Annotated in this window: 10 protein-coding genes and 1 pseudogene; 6 read left to right on the top strand and 5 right to left on the bottom strand. The window is 73.3% G+C overall.

Annotated elements, in window-relative coordinates:
* Positions 1-65 precede the first annotated feature (65 nt).
* From AE652_RS04685 to AE652_RS04680, 3 genes and pseudogenes are all read right to left on the bottom strand, one after another.
* Positions 66-515, bottom strand: coding sequence for a hypothetical protein (locus AE652_RS04685; protein ID WP_053111963.1), 450 nt, complete (start codon positions 513-515; stop codon positions 66-68).
* Between the two features lie 183 nt (positions 516-698).
* A pseudogene (locus tag AE652_RS43725) lies at positions 699-827 on the bottom strand (family 1 glycosylhydrolase); the annotation flags it as partial.
* A gap of 167 nt (positions 828-994) precedes the next feature.
* Positions 995-2,044, bottom strand: coding sequence for an amidohydrolase family protein (locus AE652_RS04680; RefSeq protein ID WP_049649841.1), 1,050 nt, complete (start codon positions 2,042-2,044; stop codon positions 995-997).
* A gap of 254 nt (positions 2,045-2,298) precedes the next feature.
* On the opposite strand from AE652_RS04680, the gene AE652_RS04675 reads away from it, so the two are divergent.
* The 6 genes from AE652_RS04675 to dmpG all read left to right on the top strand — a co-directional run bounded on the left by AE652_RS04675 (position 2,299) and on the right by dmpG (position 8,747).
* Entirely contained in the window at positions 2,299-3,906 is a 1,608-nt protein-coding gene (locus AE652_RS04675; RefSeq protein WP_049649840.1) for a bifunctional 3-(3-hydroxy-phenyl)propionate/3-hydroxycinnamic acid hydroxylase, read from the top strand.
* 13 nt (positions 3,907-3,919) lie between these two features.
* Positions 3,920-4,795 (top strand): alpha/beta hydrolase, encoded by an 876-nt coding sequence (locus tag AE652_RS04670; protein WP_049649839.1) that lies wholly within the window; start codon positions 3,920-3,922, stop codon positions 4,793-4,795.
* Positions 4,792-5,802 carry a VOC family protein gene (locus AE652_RS04665; RefSeq protein ID WP_049649838.1) on the top strand — a complete coding sequence of 337 codons (1,011 nt, stop codon included), beginning with the start codon at positions 4,792-4,794 and terminating at the stop codon, positions 5,800-5,802. Before AE652_RS04670 ends, AE652_RS04665 begins: the two co-directional genes overlap by 4 nt.
* A 166-nt stretch (positions 5,803-5,968) precedes the next feature.
* On the top strand, positions 5,969-6,790 hold the full coding sequence (mhpD, locus tag AE652_RS04660) for a 2-keto-4-pentenoate hydratase (protein ID WP_049649858.1): 822 nt from the start codon (positions 5,969-5,971) through the stop codon (positions 6,788-6,790).
* A complete protein-coding gene (locus AE652_RS04655; protein ID WP_049649837.1) occupies positions 6,787-7,734 on the top strand; it encodes an acetaldehyde dehydrogenase (acetylating) in 948 nt (315 codons plus the stop codon). Before mhpD ends, AE652_RS04655 begins: the two co-directional genes overlap by 4 nt.
* The gene (dmpG, locus tag AE652_RS04650) at positions 7,731-8,747 is read left to right on the top strand and encodes a 4-hydroxy-2-oxovalerate aldolase (RefSeq protein ID WP_049649836.1); all 1,017 of its coding nucleotides are present in this window, start codon (positions 7,731-7,733) and stop codon (positions 8,745-8,747) included. The genes AE652_RS04655 and dmpG overlap by 4 nt, the downstream gene beginning before the upstream one ends.
* A 550-nt stretch (positions 8,748-9,297) precedes the next feature.
* Here dmpG and AE652_RS04645 read toward each other — a convergent pair.
* Together AE652_RS04645 and AE652_RS04640 are read right to left on the bottom strand one after the other, a co-directional pair.
* Positions 9,298-10,017, bottom strand: a complete 720-nt coding sequence (locus tag AE652_RS04645; protein WP_049649857.1) for a DUF2993 domain-containing protein — start codon at positions 10,015-10,017, stop codon at positions 9,298-9,300.
* Between the two features lie 470 nt (positions 10,018-10,487).
* A complete protein-coding gene (locus AE652_RS04640) occupies positions 10,488-12,047 on the bottom strand; it encodes an MFS transporter (protein ID WP_049649835.1) in 1,560 nt (519 codons plus the stop codon).
* Positions 12,048-12,282: the final 235 nt, after the last annotated feature.

Raw genomic sequence — 12,282 nt, 5'->3', positions numbered from 1 at the left:
GGGGAGGCCTGTGTCCCGGCTCCGGCAACCGCCGGTGAGGTTTCACAGAGCTGAACGCGCTCGGATCAGTTCTCTTCCGTCCCCGCCATCCCGCTCACCTCCGCGATTCCCTCGACCGTCGCGCGGTCGCTCGCCCGCCGGCCCTCGGCGGCGTCAAGCCGGTCGCGCATGTCCCGCAGGCGGGCCGGATCGGAAGCGACCTCCGGCGGTACGAGCGACATGACCCCCTTGGCCCGCTCGCCGTCGCCGAGGTCGGCCACCACACCGTCGGCGCGGTCCTCGTGTCCGGGCACCAGGGCACCGAGCAGGCCGAGGAGAACGAGCAGTTCGCGCTGCACCGCGGATGTGAACAGCTCCCGTTCCTCTGCGTCCAGCTTCACCTTGATCCGCCCACCACCGAGCTCGGCATAGCCGCGCAGGAGATCCATCAGAAGCTTGAACTGCCGCTCGGGCATCAGGACCTGGAGCGACTCGATGTAGAGCTTCAGCCGCAGCGCCGGTAGTTCCGCGTCCATCCGGGCCCTCCCTGGTGCGTCAGTCGACCGGAATCCTCACCGATCGTAGTCACCCGATGACACGGGTGGCGAGGACAGGTGACAGCGCGCGGAGGCGGGCGGAGTTCCCATGGCCGTCAAGGATCGGACGACACTCCCTTCCCCGTCGCGATCCTGACCCGCACCCCCTTGCCCAGGCCTTGACTAACGTCCGAATTTCGCATGGTGGGCGGCGATCAGGTCGCGGTACCAGGTGTAGGAGGCCTTCGGAGTGCGCTGCTGCGTCGCGAAGTCGACGTGGACGAGGCCGAAGCGCTGGTGGTAGCCCTCGGCCCGTCGGACGGGGTGTCATTGTGGTCGCGACCCTCAGTCGGCCGACGAGGTTGCCGAACATTCCGTGCAGAGATTTCTTCCCGTCCGGGAGCGCTCGGCGAGGGTGCTGCGGGCACGGAGGAGACGCACGGACGCACCCGGCGCACGCCAGGTCCCACAACGCCGGATCAGTCCGTGCCGGGCTGAACGAGCTTGAAAGCCAGGCGCGCTGCGGCGCGTTGGGCCGCTCGGCGGATGCGCACCGGGGCCGACGGCGCCGGCAGCGGTGCCGGGCGGGTGGTGGCCAGCCTGGGGAAGAGTGCTTCGGCGTTGGTGCGGTTGACGGCCGTGAGCGTGCCGGGGTCGACGCCCGTGTCGAGGCCGTTGGCGAAGTACTGCCCGGCGGGGGTGGGGGCGAAGGGCCAGTCGCTGCCGAACAGGACGTGTCCGGGGCGGGCGAAGGCGAGGAGGGTGGGCAGGGCGGCCGGGCTGGAGGACAGGGCGGTGTCGAAGTGGAAGGAGCGGAAGTCGTCCAGCACGTCGAGCGGGCTGCGTGCGGTGTCGTTGGCGAGGGTGACGGCCATCCGGTGCGAGGCGTAGGGGACGAAGCCGCCGGCGTGGCTGAGGATGAAGCGGATGTTCGGGTAGCGGCGCAGGATGCCGTTGCGGACCAGGAGGTAGGCGGCCCTGGTGGTGTCGAGCAGGAAGTCGGCGGCGAAGGCCGGGATGCCGCTGACCGGTGGGGCGGGCAGTTCCGCGGGGTGGACGAAGGCCACCGCGCCGCGGTCGTCGAGTGCCTGCCACAGGACGTCCTGGCCGTCGGCCCCGAGGTAGGTGCCGTGGTTGTTGGCGAGCAGGGTGACGCCGTCGGCGCGCAGCTCGTCCAGCGCGCGTACCGCCTCGGCGGCGGAGGCTCCAGTGTCGGGCATGGGCAGGGTGGCGAAGAAGCCGAAGCGTCCGGGGTGGTCCGAGGCGAGGGACGCGCCGTGGTCGTTGAGACGTCGGGCCAGGTCGGCCGCTTCGGCGGGGTCGGCGAGGAAGCCCGTCGCGGGCGTGGACACGGAGACGATCGCGGTGGCGGTGTCCAGGAGGTCCATCAGGTGCAGGGCCGACTGGGCGCTCCAGTCGGGCAGGGCCCGGCCTCCGGCGTCGGTGATGCCGGCCCTGGCGAGCTCGTCGCGGTAGAAGCCGGGCACCACGTGCTGGTGGACGTCGATGCGTTGTGCCGAAGGAGACATGCCGCGGCCTTTCGTGCGCTCTGTGGGGGCGGAGCGGGGTTGTCGTACCGGCCGCCGGCCGTACGGCGCCGGGCCGGGCGCGTGCCGCTCGCGGGTCGTCCGCGGCTCGGCCGCGGCGGGCGTCCCCTCCGGTGGTGCGCGGTTCCGGTCACTTGACCCTCTCCGACGGCGAGCATACCGTAGCAGTCATTCCAATTGGAGTGAGCACTACAGCAACAGTTGCGCGGTGCGATCGACACGGTGAGGTGGGCCTGATGCGTCAGACCGGGGCTGGGACAGAGCCCGAGGACGGTTCCTACGACGTGGCCGTCATCGGTTACGGGCCCACGGGCGTGACCGCGGCGAACCTGCTGGGCGCGACGGGGCTGCGCGTCGTCGTCCTGGAGCGGGACGCCGAGGTCTTCTCCCGTGCCCGGGCCATCTCCACGGACGAGGAGGTCGTGCGGATCTGGCAGCGGACCGGACTGGCCGAGCGCCTCAAGCAGGACATGCTGACCGAGCGGCCCGTGGACTTCGTCGACGCGGACGGCCGCCCCTTCATCCGCGCGCGCCCCACCCCGCGCGGGCACGGGCACCCGCCGCAGATGTTCGTCTACCAGCCCGCGCTGGAGCAGGTGCTGCGCGACGGCGTCGACCGGTACCCGAACGTGGAGGTCCTGCTGCGCCACGAGTGCCTGCGCCTGAGCCAGGACGCCGACGGGGTGGAGCTGACGACCGTCGGCACAGCCGACGACTCCGTGCACCGGCTGCGCGCCTCCTACGTGATCGCGGCCGACGGCGGCTCCAGCCTCACCCGCGCCCAGCTGAACATCGGCTACGAGGGCCGGACGTACGAGGACCGCTGGGTCGTCATCGACACCGAGATGCTCAAGCCCTGGCCCGACCACGACAAGCTGCGCTTCCACTGCGACCCGGCGCGCCCGGCCGTCGACTGCCCGACCCCGCTGGGCCACCACCGCTACGAGTTCCCGCTCCTGCCCGGGGACGACGAGGAGCACCTGGTCACCGAGGACGCCGTGTACGGGCTGATCTCCCGGTACGGGATCGGCCGCGACAGCGTCAAGGTGCTGCGCGCGACCGTCTACAGCCACCACGTGCGCTTCGCCACGCGCTTCCGTGCGGGGAGGGTCTTCCTCGCCGGCGACGCCGCCCACGCCATGCCGCCGTGGATCGGCCAGGGCATGGCCGCGGGCGTGCGCGACGTGGCCAACCTCTGCTGGAAGCTCGACGCCGTCCTGCGCGGCGAACTGCCCGAGACGGTCCTCGACAGCTACGAGGCCGAACGCAAACCGCACGTCAAGGAGGTCACCCGGCGGGCGGTGCTCGTCGGCCGGACCATCACCGAGCGCCGCCGGCCGGTCACCAAGGTCCGCGACGGCGCCCTGCGCACCCTGGACCGCGTCCCGGGCTTCAGCAACTGGCTGCAGAGCGCGAACTGGATCCCCGTCGCCCGGTACGACGCCGGTCTGCAGGCCCGCTCCCGCGCCAGGGCGACCGGCCACCAGGTGCCCCAGCCGTGGGTGACCGGCCCCGACGGCAGCCGCGTGCGCCTCGACGACGCGCTCGGCGGCCGGTGGCACCTGCTGCACCCCCGGACCGCCGCCCCCCAACTCGCCTGGGACGTCCTGGGCGTGCCGTCCCTGACCGTCACGCCGCTGGGCTCCGCACCCGCGGAGGGCACCCTCGTCGACAGCGACGGCGTCCTGCTGCCCTGGATGGCCCGGCACGGCGCGGCCGCACTCGCCCTGCGCCCCGACGCCTACGTCTACGCGGCGGCCCCCGCGGGCGCCCCGCTCCCGCCGCCGCCCCGGGGCTTCGCCCCGACCACCGCCCCCCGCACGCACGCGTCCACCGCCCAGTGAGGACCCCGGCACCATGACGACGACACCGACCGGCCTGCCGACGATGCAGGAGACGACGTACGACATCGGCGGAAGGAAGGTCTTCGCCGCGGAGACCGGGGACGGCCCGCCGGTCCTGCTGCTGCACGGCGGCGGCCCAGGCGCCTCCGGCGTCTCCAACTACACCCGCAACATCGCCGCCCTGGCCCGGGACCACCGGGTCATCGTGCCCGACCTGCCCGGCTACGGCCGCAGCACCAAGGGCGTCGACGCCGGCGACCCCTTCGGCTTCCTCTCCGACCAGATCCGCGGGCTGCTCGACCGCCTCGGCCTCGAAAAGGCCCACCTGGTCGGCAACTCCTACGGCGGCGCCTGCGCCCTGCGCCTGGCCCTGGACACCCCCGACCGGGTCGACCGCATGGTCCTGATGGGCCCCGGCGGCATCGGCACCACCCGCGCCCTGCCCACCCCCGGCCTCAACAGCCTGCTGAACTACTACACCGGCGACGGGCCCTCGCGGCCGAAGCTGGAGAAGTTCATCCGCGACCACCTCGTCTTCAACGCCGCCGACGTCCCCGACTCCGTGATCGACGAGCGCTACCGCGCCAGCATCGACCCGGAGGTGGTCGCCGCACCGCCCCTGCGGCGGCCCTCCGGACGCGACGCCCTGCGGACCGTGTGGAGGATGGATTTCACCCGCGACCCGCGCCTGTCCCGGCTGCCCGTCCCGACCCTGGTGCTGTGGGGGGCCCAGGACAGGGTCAACCGGCCCTCCGGCGGCCGGATGCTCGCCGAACGCATGCCCGACTGCGACCTGTACACGGTCGCCAACACCGGCCACTGGGTCCAGTTCGAGCGCGCGGAACTCTTCAACCGGCTGTGCGCCGACTTCCTGGCAGGCCAACGATGAACACCGTACCGACCAGCGTCTTCGGGGCCGTCCACCTCGGCTACGTCGTCATCGAGACGAACCGCTTCGCCGACTGGCGCCGCTTCGGCACCGACGCCATCGGCATGCACCACGACAGCCTCTCCCCCGACCTGATGCGCTTCCGCCTCGACGGCCAGGAGTGCCGCTTCCTGCTCACCCGCGGGCCCGCCGAGGACGTCGTCGCCACCGGCTGGCACGTCGACGACCACGCCGCCTTCGAACGGATCGAAGCCCGCATCCGCGCCCACGGCGTCCCCCTCACCCGGGGCTCAGACGAGGAGGCGGCCCTGCGCGGCGTCGAACGCCTGCTGCGCTTCCCCGGCCCCAAAGGCATCACCCAGGAGATCTACACCAACCCGAAGCGAGCGGCCGAACCGCTGCGCATGCTCGCCTCTGGCTTCGTCACCGGCGACTCCGGCCTGGGCCACGTCGCGCTGACCTCCACCAGGCCCGCGCAGATCCGGGGCTACTTCGACACCGTCTTCGACGCCCGCCTGACCGACTACATCGACGAGACCATCAGCGGCGTCAAACTCAAGATCCGCTTCCTGCGCGTCAACGAGCGCCACCACTCCATCGCCGTCGCCGCCGTCCGCGGCCTGCCCCTGGACCCGGTCCGCACCCGGGTGCAGCACCTCAACATCCAGGCCGCCACCCTCGACGACGTCGCCCGCAGCTACCAGCGCGTCCACGAACTCGGCTTCGAGATGGCCCTGTCGGTGGGCCAGCACACCAACGACAAGGAACTGTCCTACTACGCCCGCACCCCTTCGGGCTTCGAGTGGGAGGTCGGCTGGAACCCGGTCGTCATCGACGAGAGCACCTGGGAGCCCACCACCCACCAGGGCATCAGCACCTGGGGCCACCTCCCCGTCGGCCGGACCATCGTCGACAAGCTCGCCCAGTTCCGCGCCGGAGCCCGATCCCTGGCCCGCCCGGAACGCACCGTGCCCGCCCTCAGCGGCACGGGCATCCCCGACGACTGACCCGGGACAGCCGCCGCACCGCCGGAACGGCTCCGTCCCCGCCCTGCCCGGCGTCCGCGGCGCACGCCCGCACCCGGCACAAGCCGGTGCCCCGGCCGTTCCCCCACCCCTCGACGATCCCCCGGAGGCCACCCTCGTGCTCGGCTCCGCACCACCCCACCGATCCCTGCCGGTTCCGACCCGGCCCGCCCGCGTCGCCGAGGCGGCCGCCCTCCTGGAGGAGGCCGCCCGCACCGGCATCCCGTGCGCCCCGGTACGCACGCTGCTCCCGGAGGCCGACATCGAGGCCGCCTACGCCGTACAGCAGCTCCACGTCGACCTCGCCGTCAGCGCCGGGCGACGACTCGTAGGCCGCAAGATCGGCCTCACCTCGCCCGCCGTACAGCGCCAACTCGGCGTCGACCGGCCTGACTTCGGCGCCCTGTTCGCCGACATGGCGGTACCCGAGGGACAGCCCGTCGCCCCCGGCCGACTGCTCCAGCCGAAGGTCGAGGCCGAGGTCGCCCTGGTCCTCGGCTCCGACCTGCCCCACCGCGACCCGACCGTCGCCGACCTGCTGCGCGCCACGGCGTTCGCGCTGCCCGCGCTGGAGATCGTCGACAGCCGCATCGCCGACTGGGACATCACCATCGTCGACACCGTCGCCGACAACGCCTCCTGCGGCCTGTACGTCCTGGGCGGCACCCCGGTCCCGCTGGACCGGGTCGACCTGCGGGCCGTGACCATGACGCTCACCCGGAACGGCGAACAGGTCTCCCGGGGCACCGGGGCCGACTGCCTGGGCAGCCCGCTCACCGCCGCCCTCTGGCTCGCCTCCACCCTCGCCGGGCTCGGCGACCCGCTGCGGGCCGGCGACACCGTCCTGACCGGCGCGCTCGGCCCGATGGCCGCCGCCGCCGCGGGCGACGAGTTCACCGCCGTCATCGAAGGGCTGGGCACGGTCACGACCGCGTTCGCACCCGCCACCGAGGAAGGAGCCCTCGCATGACCACGAAGGTCGCCGTCATCGGGTCCGGCAACATCGGCACCGACCTGATGATCAAGATCCTGCGGCTCTCCGAAACCTTGGAGATCGCCGCGATGGCCGGGATCGACCCCGACTCCGACGGCCTGGCCCGCGCCCGCCGCCTGAAGGTCGCCACCACCCACGAGGGCGTGGACGGCCTGGTGGGACTGGACGAGTTCGCGGACGTGCAGATCGTCTTCGACGCCACCTCCGCCGGCGCGCACCGCCGCCACGACGAGGTGCTGCGCTCGCTGGGGCGCACCGTCGTCGACCTGACGCCCGCGGCGCTCGGCCCCTACGTCGTCCCGCCGGTCAACGGCGACGACCACCTCGGCGCCCCCAACGTCAACATGGTCACGTGCGGCGGACAGGCCACCGTTCCGATCGTGGCCGCGGTCTCGGCCGTGACTCCCGTCCACTACGGCGAGATCGTCGCCTCGATCTCCTCGCGCTCCGCGGGCCCCGGCACGCGGGCCAACATCGACGAGTTCACCGAGACCACCTCCTCGGCCATCGAGAAGGTGGGCGGCGCCTCCCGCGGCAAGGCGATCATCGTCCTGAACCCGGCCGAGCCGCCGCTGATCATGCGCGACACCGTGTACTGCCTGGTCGGCGACTGCGACGACGCCGCGGTGACCGAATCGGTCGAGCGGATGGTCGCCCGGGTGCAGGCGTACGTCCCCGGCTACCGCCTCAAGCAGCGGGTCCAGTTCGACCGCGTCGCCGCGGACGACCCGCTCCGCTCCCTGCTGCCCGCGCCCTCCCGCACCGGCGGTGCCGCGAAGGTGTCGGTGTTCCTGGAGGTCGAGGGGGCCGCCCACTACCTGCCCGCCTACGCCGGCAACCTCGACATCATGACCTCGGCCGCCCTGCGCACCGCCGAACGCATGGCCGCCCACCGCGCCCCGGAGGTGGCGACGCGATGACTTCCCTGTACATCCAGGACGTGACCCTGCGGGACGGCATGCACGCCGTGCGCCACCGCTACACCGTCGACCAGGCCCGCACCATCGCTGGCGCCCTCGACGCGGCCGGCGTGGCCGCGATCGAGATCGCCCACGGCGACGGCCTGTCCGGCTCCAGCATCACCTACGGCGTCGGCGCCCACACCGACTGGGAGTGGATCGCCGCCGTCTGCGACAGCGTCCACCAGGCGGTGCCCACCACCCTGCTGCTGCCCGGCATCGGCACCCTGCACGACCTGCGGCAGGCGCAAGCCCTCGGCATCCGCTCGGTGCGCGTCGCCACCCACTGCACCGAGGCCGACATCTCCGCCCAGCACATCGACGCCGCCCGCGGCCTGGGCATGGACGTGGCCGGCTTCCTGATGATGTCCCACCTGGCCGAGCCCGCCGAACTCGCCCGGCAGGCCAAGCTGATGGAGTCCTACGGCGCCCAGTGCGTCTACGTCACCGACTCCGGCGGACGCCTCACCATGGACGGCGTGCGCGACCGCCTGCGCGCCTACCGCGACGTCCTGTCCCCCGACACCGAACTCGGCATCCACGCCCACCACAACCTGGGCCTGGGCGTCGCCAACTCCGTCGTGGCCGTGGAGAACGGCGTCACCCGCGTCGACGCCTCCCTCGCCGGCCAGGGAGCGGGCGCCGGCAACTGCCCGCTGGAGGCGTTCGTGGCGGTCGCCGACCTGATGGGCTGGGAGCACGGCTGCGACCTGTTCCCGCTGATGGACGCCGCCGACGACGTGGTCCGCCCGCTGCAGGACCGCGAGGTGCGCGTCGACCGCGAGACCCTCACCCTCGGCTACGCGGGCGTGTACTCCAGCTTCCTGCGCCATGCCGAGACCGCCGCCCGCCGCTACGGCCTGGACACCCGCGCGATCCTGGTCGAGGTCGGGCGGCGCAAGATGGTGGGCGGCCAGGAAGACATGATCACGGACGTCGCCCTCGACCTCGCGACGGCCCGCTCCGCCGACTGACCGAACAGCCCTCGCACGCCCCGGGCCGACGGACGCCGCGATGCGGGACGTCGAGGACCCGGCGGAACGCTTCGCCGCCGGCATCCGGCCGACCCTGGTGCCGGCGGCCTCCCTCCCCGAGGTCACCGGTGTCCTGAGGCTGCGCGGCATGCAGCACATCCGCACGGCCGACGGGCTCGGGCCCCTGCCCCTGCCCCTGCCCCTGCCCTGCGCGATCTCGAACCCGGGCGCGCAGCGGGCCGGTTCCGGACCGAGGCCCCCGTGGTGCCCCTCGGCGCGATCGGAGGGGCCGTCCTCGGCCTGTTGCGGTCGCGGTTGCGGTTGCGGTTGCGGTTGCGGTTGCGGTCGCGGTTGCCCATGGTGAAGCGGCTCGACGACGGCGACGGGACCGCGGATGTCCGAGCTGCTGGTGCTCACGCCGGGTCTGTCGGACGAGGACGCCCACGAGGTGGCCAGCCGTCCCTGCCACCCTGGCCCCGGAGCGGCGGGGTCCGCTGACGGGCGCGGCCGAACCGTCGGCCGACCGGGTCGTGGCCGTCGGGTCCGGGTCCTAGGCGGTGCGGGACCGCAGCTCGACACCGTGCCCGGACATGCGGGCGACGATGCCGTGGTCGGTGACGGCCACGGACCGGAGCGTGAGCCCCTCGGGCAGGTCGTCGAGCGGGGTCCGGCGCTCCAAGGCCCTCGCCAGCAGGGTTCGTGCGGCCGGGGAAACGTTCTCGGGGAGCCGGACGTCGTCGAGTCCGACGGCGTCCGGAGCGGCGACGCCGACATGGGCGGAGGCGGTGACCTGCCCGAACAGCGGCAACCGGGCGGTCGCTGCCACCCGGTCGTCACCCTCGCCCCGGCCGATGGCGACCCCGTAGAAGGCCGAGAGCTCGTCGTACGCGACGGTCGCCGTGACCTCCGCCTCGTCGGCCCGCTCCCCGCCGTCCCGTTCCCGGTGCACTCCTCGCAGGTGGACGGCAACGTCCTCGACGGTCAGGACGCGGCCGTCCAGGTCGGCCGGCACGCGTGCGGCGTCGATGTCCGCCTCGGTGACCACTCCCCGGGCCAACTGCAGCGACACGGGGAAACCGTGCACGCGCACCTCGGGAGCGGCTGCGAGGCCGAGGTTCCGACGAGCCGAGTCGGCGATGCGCTCCTGGGTGTACTGCGTGGCCAGTACCTCGCCGCCGCCGGCGGCGGCGAGCAGCGTCAGGGCCACCGCGATCCACCCGTTGCGGCGGCGCTTGAGGCGCGGCGCCCGGCCGTTGACCGGTTCGTGCATGTTCTCTCTCCTCTGCGGTAATGGCCTGGTCCGACCGCGGTGTCGGACAGCGGCGGTGTTGGTTCGTCAGTGACGGACCGGCGACGGGGGGAGCACCGGGCCGGGACCGGTGCTCGTGCGCGGTGCCGAGGGGCTGGGTCCGCTGCCCGTCGGGGTGCGCGGGGAAGGGCGGCGCGGACCTCGCGCTGGAAGCGGCTCCGGGCGACGTCGTCGAGGGCGAGCCGCGGGTGCACCGGCTTCACGGCGACCGTACGGTGCGGGAGCAGGTCGTCGGCCGACCGGACCTCGCCCGCGCCGCCGCGGCCGATCACCCCGCGCAACGCGTACCCGCCGCCGGTCAGGCCGGCCCATTCGTCGTAGGGGATGTACGGCATGGCGGCGTCTGCGGTCCTACTGTTGATCGGGTCAGCTGCCGAACGGACGGTCACATCTTTCGACGGACCGTCACCGCCGGTGCGGGAGGGGCGGGTTCAGTCCGACGTCGGCGGTGTTCTCGGCGCGCGGAACAGGCAGCCGACGGCTGCGGCCAGGACGAGGGCACCGACCGCGACGAGCGAGGCCGACAGTCCGTCCATGAAGGCGGCCTTGACGCCGTCCGCCAGGGCCGCTCCCCCGACGCCGAGCCGATCGGCGACGTGCAGGCCCGCGGCGGCGGAGTCGCGCGCGGCCGAGGCCGCCTCGGCGGGCAGCTGGTCGAGGGAAGCGGGGAGGCTGGATCGGTAGTGGCTGCCGTAGATCGAGCCCATGAGGGCGATGCCGACGGCCGAGCCGACCTCGCGGGTGGTGTCGTTCATCGCGGAGGCGACGCCCTGCCGGCCGCGGCCGAGCGAGCCGGTGATGGCGGAGGTGCCCACGGCCCCGGACAGGCCGATGCCGAAGCCCGCCAGGACGAGCCCGCCGAGGAAGGGCAGGTAGCCGGAGTCGACGTCGATCCGGGAGATGACGAACAGGCCGGCGCTCAGCAGGGCCAGGCCGGCGGCCATGGTGACCTTCATCCCCACCCGTCGCACCAGGCGGGGGGTGAGCTGCGAAGTGGGCAGGACGACCACGGCGACGGGGACGAGGGCGACGGCGGCCTTGAGCGGGCTGTAGCCGAGGATGAGCTGCAGGTATTGCAGGCCGACGAAGAAGAACCCGAAGACGGCCATGAACTGTACGAGGACGGTGATCGCGCCGGCCCGGAAGCCGCGGATGCCGAACAGGGCGGGGTCGAGGAGCGGGTGCTCGTTGCGCAGGCCGAGCCAGGCGTACGCGGTGAAGGCCAGAACCGTGACGACGAGTGCGGCGACGGCCGGGGGCTGCGTCCAGCCCTGCTCGTTGCCCTCGATGATGGCGAAGACCAGGGTGCCGATCCCGAGCGCGGTGCAGACGGCCCCGGGCACGTCGGGCGGCTCGGGGTGCGGGTCCTTGGTGTCGGGCGCCAGGAGGATCCCCGCCAGCGCGGCGACCAGGGCGACCGCGGCGCCGGTGACGAAGATCGACCGCCAGGAGTACCACTCCAGCAGCGTCCCCGCGGCGAGCATGCCGAGGATGGCGCCGGCCGCCGCGAATCCCGACCAGGTAGCCACGCCCTTGGCCCGCTGCTCGGGCGGGAAGGCGGCCGTGATGGTGGACAGCGTGCCCGGCATGATCATCGCGGCGCCGATCCCCATGACGACCCGCCAGACAATGAGCGTGGTGGTGGAGTCGGCGAAGGAAGCGGCCAGGGAGGCGGCACCGAAGACCACGGTGCCCGCGACGAGGACGTTGCGGCGCCCGAGCCGGTCGCCGATCGCGCCGAGGGGCAGCACGAGCGCGGCCAGGGCGACGGTGTAGGCGTCGGCGATCCAGGTCAGCGAACCGTTGGTGGCCGACAGGTCGAGCGCCAGGTCCGGCAGTGCGAGGTTGAGGGCGGAGACGGAGGCCACGACGAGGACCAGGGCCAGGCACATGGCGGCGAGTACGCCGTTGTGGCCGGCCCGGCCGGCCGCGACGGCGCCGAGGCTCTCCCCCGCCCGGTCGTCGGTCTGGTGTTGAGGGATGGTGGACATGGGGAACCTGTCTCGGTCGATGCTGTGCTGAGAGGGCCCGAGGGGCGGACGCGCCGCGGGTGCACCGGGCCGCACGGAACGGACGCACCGCGATCGGGCGGGCGCCTCACAGCGGCAGGGTCGGGAGGCGACGCTCGGGCGGGGACGCGCGCTTCGGTGTCGGAGCGGCCGACGGCCCCGGACGCGTACGGGGTGGCACCGGGCGGGTCCGGGCCGGCGGCACGGCCCTGCCCGG

This window comes from Kitasatospora sp. MY 5-36 (genome assembly GCF_001182915.1).
GTDB lineage: Bacteria > Actinomycetota > Actinomycetes > Streptomycetales > Streptomycetaceae > Kitasatospora.
Note: the sequence above shows the minus strand (reverse complement) of the source record. Positions and strands in the feature narration are given on the sequence as shown.